Origin of the sequence: Saccharospirillum alexandrii, from assembly GCF_043641555.1 — a bacterium.
In the GTDB taxonomy this organism is placed as follows: Bacteria; Pseudomonadota; Gammaproteobacteria; order Pseudomonadales; family Natronospirillaceae; genus Saccharospirillum; species Saccharospirillum alexandrii_A.
This window is the reverse complement of sequence record NZ_JBHZRJ010000003.1, coordinates 93,968-109,148: the sequence shown is the minus strand read 5'-3', so window position 1 is coordinate 109,148 and position 15,181 is coordinate 93,968. Positions and strand designations below refer to the sequence as shown.

Here is a 15,181-nt window from a genome sequence, read left to right as displayed (position 1 = left end):
TGACGTCGCCTAACAACCGTTAAACCTCCTGCTAATTCTTTTCACTTGATAATGAGTTGCATTTTTATTACTGTTTGCGTAAAGCAGCGTTCGACTGTAATAGCCGCCGCAGAATCCCTCTTGGACCGTCAGTTACCCAAATGACCACAACGACCGTCACTCCTGCATCCTTCGCCGACTGTATCAATGAGCTCGGCAACCGCTTCGACGGCCTTAAGGTGAGCTATGGCACGCAGCCGGAACATAGCTGCCGCTTCGATGAAATGATCACTGAACACAGTGAATGGCGTACTGCCCTGATGCGCCATGAAGCCGGGCGATGCCCCGGCCTTGACCCCAAAGGTCAGGTCGCCTTCCTGGTTGGCGACACCGCTCACTATTTACTGACGGCCATCGCGGCCCTGTACCTGGGCGAAGGCATAGTGCCCTCTCTGGCAAGCGATAATCTGGCGTTTATGAAATACGACGTTCACTGGGAAGAAAACGGAGCAAGCGGAACCTATCAATTACTGGAAGTCCGGTTGCTCGGCTCAGACTGCTGGGCTTACGCCCCCCGCACCTTAATTAACCATGCCATTCCGGTCAGTAGCCAGGCTGACCTGCAGGATCTGCTGCGCCGGCAAATAGAACGCCTCTTTCAACCGCTTATCGAACGACTCTATCAACTGCACCGCCTGAGCAAGGCAGCACAATGGCGCCTGGTAGCCGATGCACTGGCGGTCGCGTTTCTCAATATCGGTCGACAGTCTGGTGTGGAAGAACACGCCCGGGAAGAAGCCCTGGCACTGATAAAGCACCCCGGCTCCCCATTGTTCAACCGGCAAACCGGCTTTTTCGAAATCACCTTAAAAGACAAACGCTCGCCGGAAAACGTTCTGGCAAGACAACACTTTCGTGCCCGGGGTGGCTGCTGCCGCTATTACACCAGCGATGCAGCTAACTATTGTTCAACCTGTGTATTACTGCCCAAGGAAGAACGGGATAAACGCCTGAGTCACTACCTAGAGCACCAGTACAACGCCCAGTCAGCTTAATGGGCAAATTTTCACGCGGGAATCAATCAGAACCAATGATGAGAACGACGAAAAAAATACCCCTGAAACGCAACCTCGTTGCTGAATAAGTAACGTATACAGAGAAAAACATCATGATAAAAACATGGCTCATCACCGCCGCGATCACCCTGAGCAGTGCCTTGCCTGCTTTAGCCACTGCCTGCCCGGAAAACACAACGGCCGTTAACCACGAACTGGGTACCACCTGCGTGCCGGGGCAAGTCAGTGCTGTGGTTGCTCTGGAATTCAGCTACATGGACGCCACACTCAATCTTGGCGTTAAACCTGTGGCGGTGTCCCGCGATGCTTTACCGTTACCGATTCTTGAAGTGCACATGGCAGGCATTCCCAGCGTGGGCACGCGCGCGCAACCGGATTTAGAAGCCATTGCTGCTGCCAACCCAGACTTGATATTGGCTGACCTAACACGCCATACCGACCTTTACCCCCATCTGAGCGCCATCGCGCCCACCTTGGTGTTCAACAGTTTGCGGGGCAGTTACGAAGACATATTGAACCAATACCAGCAAATTGCCGACCTGTTGGGCGAGCGTCCGTTGGCCGACACCCAACTGACCGAGCACCAACGGCGCTACCAAAACGTGCGCGCATCAAACCAGAACCAAGGTCAAAGCATAGTGATTGCAGTATCCCACCCCGGCGGGTTTACAGCGCATGGTGGCACCAGCTTTATGGGCAGCATTTTGGGTGATTTCGGTTTCGACAATGCCGTTGTCCCTGCTACCAATGCCATTTCCGCCAATGTCGATTTTGAAGGCTTATTGGCTTTAAATCCGGATATTCTTATTGTCCTCGAAGCCACAGAAGAGGTGACTCAAAACCCCCTGTCAGCATGGGAAAAAAGCCCTTTGTGGGGCTCGTTAGCTGCTGTAGAAAATAACAAAGTGTATCGGTTTGACCGCAGCAACTGGTCCCGTGCCCGCGGTCTGCTGGCCTTAAACGCCATGCTGGATGATGTGGTTAATAGTGGGTTATTACGATGACACGACTGATCATCGCCCTCGCCACCTTCACGATGTTTTCTACCGCTGTGGTTGCGCAGGTACCTGCAGTGCCTGCCATTTGAATGATGTAGTAAGTCAGCCTGCCATCAAACCAAACCTTAATAATTATGCGTACAAATATCATTAATGTTTGGTAGGTCAGCCTCTATAGACGGCCCTCTGGTCACCCGGATTCAGGCTCTGTCATTCCATTGATGCAGATCATGACCGGCACTCACGTCAGAGCGTAGTGTGGCTAGAAACAGCCTGCGGAGACCTGTCATGACGAAGCTCTACGACCAATTAAAAGAAGATCACCGGAATCTGGTGAAAGTGCTGGATGTGCTGAAGCGGCAGATAGCGCTGTACAGTACGCGTGAGGAGGCGGGAACCGAGAAACCCGATATCGCGCTGATCCTGGATGTCATGGACTACATCCAGCACTATCCGGATCGCTTTCATCACCCACTGGAAGAAGCCTGTTTCGACTATCTTGACGAACATAAACGCGGAGATGCGGTTGCCAGGGATGCCATTCGGGAAGAGCACGAAGCGCTGGAACACAGTGCTAGTAAAGTCAGAACATTGCTTAATGCCATCAATCTCGGTGAGGCCGTTCCGTTGGACAGGCTCCAGCAGACTCTGGATCAGTTCCATTCCCTGCAGCTTAACCACCTGAAACGTGAAGAGAAAACCGTGTTCAAAGACATCAACGCCCTGGATGACGCTGCCAGCGAGACCATCCTGGATCGGGTTGAGCACCGTCAAGACCCACTCTTCGCGGACGTGGCGAACCAGCAGTTCAACGACCTGATCCGGCAACTAATGCAGCAGTAACGACAGCGTAACGTCATGCGTTTCATCCGGTCCCATGAGGCAGTTGCTGTCGGCGTTACCCTACTGCGCTGTGGGCAACGCCAAAGTGAAGTGCCTCGTCACGGTTGTAAGTCCACCATAAATGCCGCAAAAAACTCAGCCAGACTCTGATGATCATTCAGCGGCAATACATGGGCAACATACTGATCCGGACGAACAATGACCAGACACCCCAGCTCCCGATTGATGCCACGCAGGTCAAAAATATCCTGCCCGCTGTCCAGCTCCGGGCAAAACACTTTTTCATAGTCATTTAAACCGTAGCGTCCCTTGCGGGGCATCAACAGGGTGGGCATGGAATCTATCGCCATCTCCCGGTGTGACGACTGAAAAACCGCGCGCAGATCAAACACCGAATCGATGTCTTCACCCTGAGGTGTGTATCGCCTGATTGGCGACTCCGGCGCGTCGGTCAGAAACTCGCACAGCGCCCTTATGCCAGACTGCGCCCCCGCCCTATCCATCTCACCGGCGAAGGCATATAGCCGCCAGCGACCATCGGCTCGAGCCACATGCCCCAGATGCAAGGGTCGAGCATCCGCCAGGCGTACTACCGGTGCGGAATGAAACCGTTTGCCAATGATAAACCCCTGGGCCAGATGCTGGTGCGTTGCCTCTGCGCAAATCTGGGAAGGCTGATAGTGCGTTTCCGTGCCAGCCGTAAACCGGCCCTGCCTGACAAAATAGCGCTCGAATTCTTTCGGGTCGACACCCCCCTCACCTCCGCCTTCAGACGGACGGTCACTGAACATCTTCGCCCACGTTCGGTCGAAATCAATTAATTCCTGTGCCACTGTCTGGCGTTCAGCTGAATAGCTGTGCAGCAAGTTAGGAGTGCACTGGCCGCGCAGTACCGAGGCCAGTTTCCAGCCCAGATTAAACGTATCCTGCATCGAGAAATTCATGCCTTGCCCGGCTTTGGGGCTGTGCGTATGGCAGGCATCGCCTGCAATGAACACGTGGGGCAAATCCTGACAGTCTGAGCGGCCCGCAACATCGTCATAGTGGTCACAGATGCGCTGCCCGATCTCATAAACCGACCACCAGGCGACTTCTCTGACATTCAGCGTATACGGATGCAAAACACGTTGCGCTGCAGCAATAAGGTGATCGACAGTAATGTTACGGCTAGCGACCCGCTCGTTCTCGTTCAACTTGTCGAGTTCCACATAAAGCCGCACCAGATAGCCGCCTTCACGCGGAATGACTAGCACATTGCCCTCGGTGGCCGAGTGAATCGCCGCCTTGAGCCGTATATCCGGAAAATCAGTTACCGCCAGAACGTCCATCACACCCCAGGCCTGATTCGCTGAATCGCCACTGAGTTCCCGCCCGATCGACTTGCGCACTGCACTGCGGGCGCCATCACAGCCGACGACATAGCGTGCCCGAACGATCTCTTCCTCCCCCTGATGCGCCGCATCGGTTCTGGCAACGCGAACCGTTACCGGGTAATCCGCTGCCTTACGGTCGACCTCAACGTCTACCAGGCTACGCGAGTAGTCTGGCTCCAATCGGCTGGGGCTGTTTTTCATGACCTCGAGATAAAAATCATGCACCCGAGCCTGGTTCAGAATGACATGCGGAAATTCGGACAATCCGTCTTCGGTATCCTGCACACGGCCGTTGCGTACGATGTGTTCCGGGCGTTTTGTGTCCGGCTTCCAGAAGGTCACTTCGTTGACCCAGTAGGCTTCTTCCATGACCCGACGACTGAAGCCGAAGGCCTCAAACATTTCCATGGTGCGGCAGGCGACACCATCAGCCTGCCCCAGCTTCAGCGGGCCCTCTTTTTGCTCGATGATGCGCGTGCGAATATCCGGGAAGGCGGCCAATTGGGCGGCCAGCGTCAACCCAGCCGGTCCGCACCCGACGATGAGTACATCGACCTGCTCGGGCAGGGAATCGGTTTGAGGGTTGGTTTTCGCCGACTCTGACGGCGCCTGAACCCGCGGATCTCCGGCATTAAACCCATCCAGATGAAATTGCATACCCCCTCCCCAACGCCTATTCTCGGCTTCTCTGTGATTTTTTGGACCCGTGTTCAGCCTCACAACGAGACTGACCGGACGGTGACACCCTGTGTCTTGATCTATAAAACAATATAGTCAGTATGCTGATCATCAGTATACTTGTCAATTATCGCCTTATTGTGCGTTCCTGAATGAGAGTTCCTGAATGACCGACGTCAACACCATGCCCGGACACCTGATACGCCGCTACCATCAAGCATCAGTGGCCATCTTTCACGCCCGGGTCGCAGAACTGGGCTACGACCTCACACCTGTGCAGTATGCCGCCCTGGCAAAAATAGAAGCCCAGCCGGGCATCGACCAGGCAACCCTGGCGGGCCTGATCGCCTATGACCGAACCACCATCGGAGGCGTGGTAGACCGACTGGTGCAAAAGACGTATCTGGTCAGGGAAGTCAGCGCTACAGACCGCCGAGCCCGGGTTCTAAAGCTGACCGAGTTGGGAGTAACCACCTTGCACCGTTTGGGGCCGGCGGTGGAGGAGGCACAGCAGACCATGCTCAGTGGCCTCGAACCGGGTGAACAGGCGGAATTTGTCAGGCTGCTGCAGAAAGCGACAGCCGGGGTTAACCAGATGAGCCGGGCTCCTTTGAAAGAGACCGACTAGTATTGGCGGGTTTCTATCGGTACGCGCGTGTTAAGACGGATCACCGGTGCGAGCCGGTGCTCCGAACGGCTGCGTCAGAGTCTGGGCCATCACCACACCGGCCAGCACCAGTACGCCGCCGACCAGATGAAACAAAGCCACACGCTCACCGAGAAACACCATGGCAATAAGTGCGCTGAACAGCGGCATCAGGTTGATGAAGATGCTGGCCTGGCTGGCGCCTATCTGGCGTATGGCGCGCATCCACAAGAAGGTGGTGACAATGGACGCCGGAATGCCCGCGTAGAGAATCAGCCAGACGTTGCTGCCATCTACCGGCGTCATCGGCCCCAGCAAATAACCGGGCAACAGAAACAAAACGGCGAAACAGACCTGGGCATAGAGCAACACCCAGGGGGGCAGATCAAAAGGCCAGCGTTTAAGCATCACGCCGTAGAGGGCATAGCAGGTCGCGGCAACGACCATCAGCGCATCGCCCGCCGCTACATTCAGATCGAACAGTACCAGCGGGTTACCCCGGCCCAGCAACACAGACACCCCGATCAGGGCGACCAACCCACCCAGAATGCCGCCCCGGGTAGGTGGTTCACGCAAAATCAGGGCACTGAGCAGCACGGTCAGCAAAGGCACCATGGCTGCCAGAATGCCCATGTTGGTGGCCGAGGTGGTTTCGGCCGCCACATAAGCCAGCCCCTGCCAGAGCGCCATGCCCAGCAACCCCAAAAAGGCCAGTTTGGGCCATTCGCGGCGGATCGTCGCCCGGTATTTCCAGGCTTGGGGCAAGAAAAGCGGTGTCAGAATCAGCCAGGCGAGCAACCAGCGCAAAAAAGCGATACTGCTGGGCGCAATCGCCCCAACCGTCAACTGGTTAATGGTCATGTTGCCAGACCAGATCAGTACAGTCCCCAGCGGGGCCAGGAAATACAACAGCGGCATGGTTTCCTCAACGCAATCAGGCAGATAGAACGATAACGGACGGCCACAATAACCGGGCGCTGCCGGGGAGTCCACTGAGCCCGACTCCCCCTCCAATACCCAACCCCCCTCAAATTACGCCCCCCAAGTGGATTACAGCGCACGCCCAATGTGGATACTTCAGGCTGGGTTATCCGGCAGTAAGGAACATTAATCCATTCACCGACAACAACAAAAAGAGGCAAACATCATGCACGCAACGCAGCGTTCCCGATCCATCTTAGGCTGTACCCTGGGCGCTACTCTCGCCCTGTGCGCAGTTTCCGCACCGGTACTGGCCGATATGGCGCAATCCGCCAACGTCATGGCGCCGCTAGAAGTCGATAACTACGGCGCCTTTGAAAACCAGATGGCCACAGCCAATGCCATGGGGGTTACAGCCGTTTCGGTCGATGTCTGGTGGGGCAAGGTAGAAGGCGCCGGTGACCAGCAATTTGACTGGGGCTACTACGACGATTTATTCGGTCGCATCACCAACGCAGGCCTGGATATCGTACCGATCATGTCGTTTCACCAGTGCGGCGGTAATGTGGGCGATACCTGCAATATTCCGATCCCGGGGTGGATCTGGAATCACTACCCGGTATCAGCCTCCGATTTGCGCTACAAAAGCGAGCAGGGCAACGAATCCGTTGAAACCGTCTCGTTATGGGCCGACAGCTACGTGCTCAGCGAATACCAGGAATTTATGGAAGCCTTCGAGGCGCGCTATAGTTACCTGGCCAGTGACATCGACGAAATCAACATCTCCATGGGGCCTGCGGGCGAACTGCGTTATCCATCCTACAACAGCCACGACACCGGTACCGGCTACCCCACGCGCGGTGGTTTTCAGTCTTACAGCGAGCCAGCCAAGTCAGACTTTCGCAACTGGGCGATCAATAAATACGGCAGTCTTTCGGGGGTTAACAACGCCTGGGGTTTTTCACTCGGCCAGGTCAATGACATCAACCCACCCGCCAACGCCGGCAATTTCGTCACCAGTGGCGAACACGTCAACACGCAATACGGCCGTGATTTTGTGCGCTGGTACCACGATAGCCTGATGGGCCATGGCTATAACATGATGGATACGGCCCTCACCGGCTTCGACGGTGCCTTTGCCGACATTGAGCTGGGCATGAAAATCCCGGGCATTCACTGGAAAATGTCAGCCACCGATAACACGCGGCGCAGCGCAGAAATTGCCGCCGGTCTGATTCCATCTGACATCGACCTCAACAGCCCGGCAACCGGCCATGGCTATGCCGACATCGTCGGTGTCGTCGCGAGCTACCAGAACGAACCGCGCGGTGTCGTGCTGCATTTTACCGCCCTTGAAATGAACGATGACCCTAACGGCAACGGCCAGTCGCTGGCACAAACACTGGTGTTCTGGGTGGCCGAAGAAGCCGAAGCTCAGGGCGTACCGATCAAGGGTGAAAATGCACTGGCTGGCGGTGCAACCACCGACACGGGCTGGGACAACATCGAGAACGCCTTCGACTACGCAAGCTACAGTGGCATGACGGTATTGCGCATCAATCAGGTGGCTACCGGTGGCACGGGTCAGTACCGCTATGAGCAATTCATCAATAACTACTTACAGGTCGAGGAATCCGGCGACTTCCAGCGCACGGTGATCTTCATGTACGGTCCTACTGATGCCGGTCAGGATATGTTCATTCGCGGTGGCATCGATCACAACTATGCGAACACCAACCTCGGCCGTAATTGCCAGACATGGAACACCGAGTGCGCGCTTCGCATTCAACACAACAACCTGTTGAACAGCACCACGGCTTCCTGGAAAAGTGGCGACCTGTACCTAGACTGGTATGGCATTGAAGCCAACCAGGGTGCCGGCGCCGAAGGCACCGCCATGGACTGGACCACCAACAACTGGCCATCCAGCTGGGGGCCACTGCGCACCGTACCGGTCGATGGCTACGGCGAATCCGCACTGAACAGCTACGGCGATCACTACTGGATGCTGGATGTGCAAATGGATTGCGCAAACACCGTCAATGGCTGGTTTGAACTGAAAAGCTACATCTCAAACGGGCCCGGCTGGGAAGGCAGCATCAGCCAGAGTAGTACGCCTTACAGCTCGGGCAACCATATGGCGCAGTGCGGTAAAATCAATGTGTTCGAACGGAACAGCAACAGCGTTCAGTTCGTAGACTTCTGATCTTCATTAACCAGCCTGTCCATTAAAAAGGGGCGCCTTGCGCCCCTTTTTTCGAGTTCAGAAAATGATTCCCCGCCTATTTACGATTGCCTGCAAAACTGTCACCAACAGAACCGGGCATTAGCCCGCCGCCCGCCGTGCACGAATCAGTGTCATTACCTTCTTGGCCACCAGCGGGAATAGACCTAACAGAGTGAAGGAAATCAGCAAACTGGGAGACAGAATGCCCGAGAGACTTTCCAGCTGACCCAGTTGGGTGCCTGCATTAATATACACCAGAGTGCCTGCCAGCATGCCCACCTGGCTCACCCAATAGAAAGTCCAGGCTTTGATCGGTGTCAGGCCCATCAGCAGGTTGATCAGAAAAAACGGAAAGGCGGGTACCAGGCGCAGTGTAAACAGGTAAAAACCGCCCTCTTCTTCAACACCCCGGTTGATCGCCGTAAGGCGCTCACCAAACCTGGCCTGCACAGCGTCTTTCAACAGGTAGCGCGCCACCAGAAACGCCAGTGTTGCCCCCAGCGTGCTGGCAAAAGACACCAGTAACAGACCCCAGGCAAGTCCGAACAAGGCACCGCCGGCCAGCGTCATGATGGTGGCACCCGGCAGCGACAAGGCAGTCACAATCACATAGATCCCGAAGTAGGCGGCGCTGACCAGAAACGGGTGTTCATTCAGCCAGGCTTCAAATTGAGCCTGGCCTGCGTTCAGGCCCTCCAGCGTCAGCCATTGCTGCAAGTCGAATACAAAAAACGCAATGATGGCCGTGGCAATCACGACAACAATCGAAACTTTCTTTTTCACGAGTTGTTTCTCTCTCTTAAAATGTATCGGGTTCAACTTCCTACAATCAGCTCAGGCCATTCAGAGCCCCCTGAAGACGGGCCATTAGCCAACTGGTACACTTCAGGCACCTTGTTTGCTGGCTGGAAGGCTACCGTCATGTGTGAACTTTTGGGTATGAGTGCCAATACCCCAACTGATCTCTGCTTCAGTTTTACCGAGCTAACCCGTCGCGGCGGGGGCTCCGGCCCGCACAAGGATGGCTGGGGCGTTGCCTTCTATGAAGGCCGGGGTGTCCAGGCGTTTCACGAGAGCCGGGCCAGTGCCCAGTCCGACATTGCACGCATGGTGCAAACGCACCCGATCAAAAGCGAAATCGCCATTTGCCACATTCGCCAGGCCAATGTCGGCGATGTCTGCCTGGCCAACACCCATCCGTTCCAGCGTGAACTCTGGGGCCGCTACTGGACGTTCGCACACAATGGCCAGTTAAACCAGTTCGAACCCCGCCCGGGTATTTACGAGCCAGTGGGAACAACCGACAGCGAAGCCCTGTTCTGCGACCTGATGAACGCCATCCGCTCTTCGCTGGACCGCGATGTGGACCTGAAAACCCTGACCCGGTTTCTGGTAAAACACAGCAATGCCTATTCAAAGCTGGGGGTCTTCAACCTGTTGCTGAGCAATGGCGACTGGCTGTTTACCTACTGCACCACGAAAATGGCGGCCATTACCCGGCGCTCCCCCTTTGGCCCCGCCCGCCTGCAGGACGCCGATGTAACGGTCGACTTTGGCACCGTCACAACCCCGTCCGATGTGGTCAGCGTGATTGCCACCGAACCATTGACGGTGGATGAGCGCTGGGACCGTTATGAGCCTCATGAATGGCGAATGTGGCGCAAGGGAGAAGTGATTGATCGCGGCAAGCAGATCACGACCGCCGATTCTCCAGCTTGAATAACCGGTCGAGCGATAACGCACCAGGACCTACGGCAAACACACCGAACAAGACCACAAACCACCAGGCAGCTGGGTTCCACCAGTGACCCCAGGTTGGGAACACCGCCAGTTGGATAAACAGCGTCATCGCGATCAGCCCAAGCGCTGCCGGTCGGGTCAGCAGACCCACAATCAGCAACACAGGTAAAACCACCTCAACAATACCGGCAAGTAACGCCAGCGATTCAATCAACGCTATGGTGAGAGACCCGCTCTGGTAATCGAGCGTTACCGGATCACACAACAGCAAGGCACCCGGTCGAACCGGATCGGGGCAAAAGAATTCGTAGAGAAACAAATCGTATTTGGTTTCGTTAAAGTCAAACCAGCCATGCCATTTCGACAGGCCGGACTGCAAAAAGACACGCGCCACCAGTAGCCTCATCAATAGTAAAGCCAGAGGTTCCAGGTAGGTAGATAGTAGTCGTGTGCCACGTTGATACCCCTGCTGAACCCGCACTACAATGCTCATCGTTTTTAGTCTCCAGCTATCAGCAGCCCAGACTCAATAAGCCGGGCAAAATAGTGTTCCAGGGTTATCGGCACATCATGAACGTTTGTTGTTGCCGGCAGGAAATGTTCAGCGGCTTCTTCCAGGCTATCGGTAGCCTGAAAACTCAGGTAAAAATGCGCTTCCCAGGCGTCCAGCTGGCGGCTGAGCACCGTCATATCCGGACGCCAGAGCAGGGCATGGCCGGGCTCAGGTTGAGTAGGTACCCATACGCCACTTTCTCCCTGTCGAATGGACAACCAGACATCAAACACCGAATGACCCAGCGCGACCACATGCGCATTGCGCGGCAGGCGCAAGGACACCGGTAAACCATCACCCGATTGAATACGCTGGTTCAATTGCAGCGCGGTCAGAGGGCTTTCATCCAGGCCAAACAGACAATCGAGCCAGGCACCGTCGAGCCGCGCCAGATCAACCAAACCCGGGTTTATTAGTGAGCACTCTTCAGTGGAAAGCCAATCAGGAAAGTCGGCGCCATAGCCAGTCAGGGATCGCTGCCTGGGCGGCGACGCTTGCACATAGGCAGTACAGACTTTGCGAAAATCGACCTCCCCCATCGCCGACGCGACTGCCGGAAAGCGAGCCTCCAGTGCTTCGCGGCAGGCACGTAAATAGCCATTGCGATACAGGATGGCGATTTGTTCTGGCTGGAAGTCGGAAAATACATGATGCAACCCATTCGCCTGGCCATTCAGCACAAAATCACTCAACCCGCGATAAGGGTCATGCATGATCAGGCTCCGTTAGGCGGTCGAGCATTCGTTGCGCTCTGATCACTTCCTGCTCAAGTATCGAAAACTCCGGAAGGTTGGCATCACGCTCAATCAGTATGGGTTTGGGCCCGAGATGCGCCAGCGCATAGTCGAGTAACGACCAAACCGGGCCAGCCACGGCAGACGCATGGGTGTCGATCAACAAGCGGTTGCCAAACTGCGGATCGGCATCAAAACCCGCAATATGAATCTCCCCAACTTTTTCCGGTGGCAGTGCATTGATGTAAGCCTTTGGATCAATACCTATGTTGTGCGCTGAAAGATACAGATTATTGATGTCCAGCAAGAGCCCACAACCGGTTCGGCCCGACACCTCCAACAGGAAATCGGCTTCATCCATATCGCTGTGAACCGTCAAATAATTGGTTGGATTCTCAATCAGTATGGTTCGACCCACGGCAGTCTGATAGGCATCGACACCGGCGACCAGGTTGGACATTACTGACCGGGTTCTAGGCAGTGGTAACAGTTCCGCAAGATAGGTTTGATCGATCGAAGACCAAACGGCATGCTCCGACAACCGAACCGGTTTGATGTCATCAACCAGTTGACGAATGGCTTTCAGATGATCGGCGTCTGGTAAATCCGGACCACCGAGTGAAGCACCGACACCGTGGAAACTGATGTCGCGGTCAGCGGCAATTTGCCGCAAACCGCGAAGTCGGGGCCCGCCCTGCATCAGATAATTTTCCGGATGCACCTCAAACCAGATTCCATGCGAGCGACTGGCCATCGCCTGCTCGAAATGCTGGGGTTTGAGACTGACACCAGCCGCCGCAGTGTCGTGGAAGGCAGGTTTTGGTTCAGGAGCAGACATAATGACGACCTGTAATACAGTAACGACCTGTAAAGTTGAAACGCTGCAACAGACAAACCGGTCTGTTCCGGTCAGCCCGCTGCAAGTCGCTCAGGGTATATTACGATCCAGTGCAGACAAGGCGGCTTCACCATCGGGCGTTACAATGTATTCACAGGTACCGCGTGGTACATACGTCCAGGAATTACCCTGATAATCCAGAGTAGCGGTCCCCTCGCAGCTGGTGCCCGGACCGGCGGCACAATCATTTTCTCCCGCCAGTGCGATGCCAAAGCACTTGTCATTCCGGCCGGCAACCCGTTCACCGGCCATCCACTTTTGAAAGTTCTCCTGAACGTTCGCCGGTGCGTTAGATTCAATCGACAACCCATCATTCGGTTTCGCCATTGAATGGCCAGACATGGCCATAACTGAACCGGCAAGCAGTGCTGTGGTAATAGACGTTGTATATTTCATAGGTTTTCTCCCTGACTGTTTTATCAATACCCGTAATTCGGGCTAATCGGACGGCAACCGAGCCAAAAGTGACATCAGGTTCTCGTACTGTTCAGTCGTGCGCAGGGGGAATTCATTACAATGATTAGAAAAGAAAGACGGATTATTTGAAAAATAAAGTCACTGATGGTTTATTCGCTGCAGCGGCGAACCTCACCGGGTGCTGTTAAGCTGTAAAGGCATCGGGCTGTATCCGTTCCAGAGCCAGGCAGACCATCAACCTGAATACTACCTCGACCAACTGGTCGGCAATCACGGCCATTAAACCGATTCACAGCCCCTTATTCTTTACTGCTGGAGCCCGCTGAGTCGCTGGTGCTGTTTGTGGTTTCCTCACCTTGTTCTTTAGCATACCGTCGCGCTATCCGACCGAGGTCATGCACCTGAACGTTAAAATTCCTGCATCCGACACACAACAGGTTGTGCATTTTAATCGCCGCCCGCTCGCGAATCGTTAGATCACGTTCACAACCATCAGACATCAGTCGGGTAGCTTGTTCACAATTCATCATGGCGCTACTTCCTCACAAAACCAGTGCTCTTCAAGACAGCGGCGCAGGCGTAACCGAGCCCTGTGTAACAACACATGCAGGTTGCTGGCGCTGATATCAACCGACTGACAAATCTCATCACTGTCGAGTTCAATAAACTCACGCATCATAAACACCCTGCCCTGCGCCGGTGGCAGGTCTTCAAGGCAAGCCTCAAAAACGCGCCAGAAATGAGCGTCGTCGATCGCTTCAACCGGCTGTGCCCAGCGATTGGGGCGATCTTCCTGATGCCAGAAGCCCCGGGTGTCGAACACCGAGGGAAGGGCTTCGTCGTCGGCTGAATCCGACTGCTTTTCCACATCCACCCATCGCTGCCGGTAGCGCAACAGGTCTGTAATCTTGTGTTTCAGAATGGCGAACACCCAGGTTTTCAATGCGGCCTTTCGCTCAAACGACGCCACGTTCTTCAGGGCACCTATCAGTGCCTCCTGCACCGCATCTTCAGCCTGGGCCTCATTGTCGAGTTGCAGAACCGCAAACTTGAGCATTTGCCGGCGCAAGTCTTCGAGAAATACGGGGTCGGTTAAGTGGCTCGCGGCTGACTGTTCAACCAGCGCCTCCCCGGGCAGCACGGACTCTCCCATTGATCGGTTCCCTGATGTTTTTGGTGTTTTTGCCTGTAACCGGCCGGGTGACGAACGGTTCAGGGTTCAGACAGCAAAGACTACAAGGATGATGTGACTTTGTCGTAAGACCGACACTTTCCTTACAGTTTGCTGTTAAAAAATCGACGTTGTTGTCAGCCACAGGTTAGTGATGCAGGTCCAGCCGGCGGACGATGGCTTTCCAAAGTTCACTGAGGTCTCTGGAGACCGGGTGCTCAGGATGACTGTCGGTTACAGCACGTTTGTTCACGGCCATCTGCTCCATCAGTGTCGTCGACCGCACCCAGCCCAGTGGCGGTGAATCCTGCCCGGCTGCGAAAGTTTTCAGGCACTGGCGATGCAACGCCAGGCGCTGATTAACCCGATTAAAGAAGGGCGCAATTCTGCTCGGGTCTGTCTTAATGTCGCGGGTAAAGTCGGCCAGATCAGTATAACTTTGCAAACACAGCGGCGTCGGGGTCAGTGGCACCAGCACCAGATTGGCAGCCCGGTAGGCCTGTTCGGTAACGGTATTGATGCCCGGCGGGCAATCGAGCAACACCAGATCAAACTGCGACTTGAGCGATTTAAGCAGCTGTTTTAAGTGTTTGTCGGAGACGGCGTCGCTCATCAGACGGTCGAGTTTGCGCAACCCCTTGCGCGCCGGAAGAATGAAAACACCGTCATAAGGGGTGGCTTCGATGAACTGATTCCAGTCGATTTGATCGTTGAGCCAGTCTTTGGCGCGCAATTTGGGAGCATTGCCCTGGCCGAGCAAAAAGGTGGCTGACCCCTGTGCATCGAGATCAATGACCAGGGTCTCAAAACCATAGGTCATGGCTTCATGAGCCAGATTCAGCGTGATCGAGGTCTTCCCCACCCCACCCTTTTGGCTGTGAACCGCAACAACCTTCATAGCTCTGGCTCCTGAACACCGAACCCTGA

At 55.1% G+C, this 15,181-nt stretch carries 15 protein-coding genes and 1 pseudogene; 6 read left to right on the top strand and 10 right to left on the bottom strand.

The window, feature by feature from the left end:
• The first annotated feature begins 140 nt into the window (after positions 1-140).
• From ACHUE7_RS10875 to ACHUE7_RS10865, 3 genes are all read left to right on the top strand, one after another.
• Positions 141-1,034, top strand: coding sequence for a hypothetical protein (locus ACHUE7_RS10875; RefSeq protein WP_394169978.1), 894 nt, complete (start codon positions 141-143; stop codon positions 1,032-1,034).
• 113 nt (positions 1,035-1,147) lie between these two features.
• Positions 1,148-2,059, top strand: coding sequence for an ABC transporter substrate-binding protein (locus ACHUE7_RS10870; RefSeq protein ID WP_394169977.1), 912 nt, complete (start codon positions 1,148-1,150; stop codon positions 2,057-2,059).
• A 282-nt stretch (positions 2,060-2,341) separates the two neighbouring features.
• Positions 2,342-2,896, top strand: a complete 555-nt coding sequence (locus tag ACHUE7_RS10865) for a hemerythrin domain-containing protein (protein ID WP_394169976.1) — start codon at positions 2,342-2,344, stop codon at positions 2,894-2,896.
• Positions 2,897-2,994: 98 nt separating this feature from the next.
• Here the strand turns inward: ACHUE7_RS10865 and ACHUE7_RS10860 are convergent, their stop codons facing one another.
• On the bottom strand, positions 2,995-4,926 hold the full coding sequence (locus tag ACHUE7_RS10860) for an FAD-binding monooxygenase (RefSeq protein WP_394169975.1): 1,932 nt from the start codon (positions 4,924-4,926) through the stop codon (positions 2,995-2,997).
• Between the two features lie 187 nt (positions 4,927-5,113).
• On the opposite strand from ACHUE7_RS10860, the gene ACHUE7_RS10855 reads away from it, so the two are divergent.
• Positions 5,114-5,575, top strand: a complete 462-nt coding sequence (locus tag ACHUE7_RS10855) for a MarR family winged helix-turn-helix transcriptional regulator (RefSeq protein ID WP_394169974.1) — start codon at positions 5,114-5,116, stop codon at positions 5,573-5,575.
• A 30-nt stretch (positions 5,576-5,605) separates the two neighbouring features.
• Here ACHUE7_RS10855 and ACHUE7_RS10850 read toward each other — a convergent pair whose 3' ends face one another.
• Entirely contained in the window at positions 5,606-6,511 is a 906-nt protein-coding gene (locus tag ACHUE7_RS10850; RefSeq protein ID WP_394170589.1) for a DMT family transporter, read from the bottom strand.
• 229 nt (positions 6,512-6,740) lie between these two features.
• Here ACHUE7_RS10850 and ACHUE7_RS10845 point away from each other — a divergent pair, with 229 nt between their 5' ends.
• Positions 6,741-8,720 (top strand): family 14 glycosylhydrolase, encoded by a 1,980-nt coding sequence (locus ACHUE7_RS10845; protein WP_394169973.1) that lies wholly within the window; start codon positions 6,741-6,743, stop codon positions 8,718-8,720.
• A gap of 132 nt (positions 8,721-8,852) precedes the next feature.
• Here ACHUE7_RS10845 and ACHUE7_RS10840 read toward each other — a convergent pair.
• Positions 8,853-9,524, bottom strand: a pseudogene (locus tag ACHUE7_RS10840) (TVP38/TMEM64 family protein); the annotation flags it as partial.
• Between the two features lie 138 nt (positions 9,525-9,662).
• Between ACHUE7_RS10840 and ACHUE7_RS10835 the strand changes: the two are divergent.
• Positions 9,663-10,460: a class II glutamine amidotransferase gene (locus ACHUE7_RS10835; RefSeq protein WP_394169972.1), complete on the top strand. Its 798-nt coding sequence runs from the start codon at positions 9,663-9,665 to the stop codon at positions 10,458-10,460.
• Here the strand turns inward: ACHUE7_RS10835 and ACHUE7_RS10830 are convergent.
• From ACHUE7_RS10830 to ACHUE7_RS10805, 7 genes are all read right to left on the bottom strand, one after another.
• Positions 10,435-10,974: a DoxX family protein gene (locus ACHUE7_RS10830; RefSeq protein WP_394169971.1), complete on the bottom strand. Its 540-nt coding sequence runs from the start codon at positions 10,972-10,974 to the stop codon at positions 10,435-10,437. The genes ACHUE7_RS10835 and ACHUE7_RS10830 overlap by 26 nt on opposite strands.
• A 5-nt stretch (positions 10,975-10,979) precedes the next feature.
• Entirely contained in the window at positions 10,980-11,747 is a 768-nt protein-coding gene (locus ACHUE7_RS10825; protein WP_394169970.1) for an HvfC/BufC family peptide modification chaperone, read from the bottom strand.
• Entirely contained in the window at positions 11,740-12,606 is an 867-nt protein-coding gene (gene bufB, locus ACHUE7_RS10820) for an MNIO family bufferin maturase (RefSeq protein ID WP_394169969.1), read from the bottom strand. Before bufB ends, ACHUE7_RS10825 begins: the two co-directional genes overlap by 8 nt.
• Before the next feature lie 90 nt (positions 12,607-12,696).
• On the bottom strand, positions 12,697-13,062 hold the full coding sequence (locus ACHUE7_RS10815; RefSeq protein ID WP_394169968.1) for a BufA1 family periplasmic bufferin-type metallophore: 366 nt from the start codon (positions 13,060-13,062) through the stop codon (positions 12,697-12,699).
• Positions 13,063-13,382: 320 nt separating this feature from the next.
• Positions 13,383-13,583 (bottom strand): hypothetical protein, encoded by a 201-nt coding sequence (locus ACHUE7_RS20650; RefSeq protein WP_463558943.1) that lies wholly within the window; start codon positions 13,581-13,583, stop codon positions 13,383-13,385.
• Between the two features lie 26 nt (positions 13,584-13,609).
• On the bottom strand, positions 13,610-14,236 hold the full coding sequence (locus ACHUE7_RS10810) for an RNA polymerase factor sigma-70 (RefSeq protein WP_394169967.1): 627 nt from the start codon (positions 14,234-14,236) through the stop codon (positions 13,610-13,612).
• Positions 14,237-14,402: 166 nt separating this feature from the next.
• Complete coding sequence (locus ACHUE7_RS10805; RefSeq protein ID WP_394169966.1) at positions 14,403-15,152, bottom strand: ParA family protein; 750 nt, start codon at positions 15,150-15,152, stop codon at positions 14,403-14,405.
• Positions 15,153-15,181: the final 29 nt, after the last annotated feature.

Bases quoted from the DNA above. Each gene is read 5' to 3' on its own strand.
- ACHUE7_RS10875 (WP_394169978.1), top strand. From the start codon at position 141: ATGACCACAACGACCGTCACTCCTGCATCCTTCGCCGACTGTATCAAT.
- ACHUE7_RS10870 (WP_394169977.1), top strand. From the start codon at position 1,148: ATGATAAAAACATGGCTCATCACCGCCGCGATCACCCTGAGCAGTGCC.
- ACHUE7_RS10865 (WP_394169976.1), top strand. From the start codon at position 2,342: ATGACGAAGCTCTACGACCAATTAAAAGAAGATCACCGGAATCTGGTG.
- ACHUE7_RS10860 (WP_394169975.1), bottom strand. From the start codon at position 4,926: ATGCAATTTCATCTGGATGGGTTTAATGCCGGAGATCCGCGGGTTCAG.
- ACHUE7_RS10855 (WP_394169974.1), top strand. From the start codon at position 5,114: ATGACCGACGTCAACACCATGCCCGGACACCTGATACGCCGCTACCAT.
- ACHUE7_RS10850 (WP_394170589.1), bottom strand. From the start codon at position 6,511: ATGCCGCTGTTGTATTTCCTGGCCCCGCTGGGGACTGTACTGATCTGG.
- ACHUE7_RS10845 (WP_394169973.1), top strand. From the start codon at position 6,741: ATGCACGCAACGCAGCGTTCCCGATCCATCTTAGGCTGTACCCTGGGC.
- ACHUE7_RS10835 (WP_394169972.1), top strand. From the start codon at position 9,663: ATGTGTGAACTTTTGGGTATGAGTGCCAATACCCCAACTGATCTCTGC.
- ACHUE7_RS10830 (WP_394169971.1), bottom strand. From the start codon at position 10,974: ATGAGCATTGTAGTGCGGGTTCAGCAGGGGTATCAACGTGGCACACGA.
- ACHUE7_RS10825 (WP_394169970.1), bottom strand. From the start codon at position 11,747: ATGCATGACCCTTATCGCGGGTTGAGTGATTTTGTGCTGAATGGCCAG.
- bufB (WP_394169969.1), bottom strand. From the start codon at position 12,606: ATGTCTGCTCCTGAACCAAAACCTGCCTTCCACGACACTGCGGCGGCT.
- ACHUE7_RS10815 (WP_394169968.1), bottom strand. From the start codon at position 13,062: ATGAAATATACAACGTCTATTACCACAGCACTGCTTGCCGGTTCAGTT.
- ACHUE7_RS20650 (WP_463558943.1), bottom strand. From the start codon at position 13,583: ATGTCTGATGGTTGTGAACGTGATCTAACGATTCGCGAGCGGGCGGCG.
- ACHUE7_RS10810 (WP_394169967.1), bottom strand. From the start codon at position 14,236: ATGGGAGAGTCCGTGCTGCCCGGGGAGGCGCTGGTTGAACAGTCAGCC.
- ACHUE7_RS10805 (WP_394169966.1), bottom strand. From the start codon at position 15,152: ATGAAGGTTGTTGCGGTTCACAGCCAAAAGGGTGGGGTGGGGAAGACC.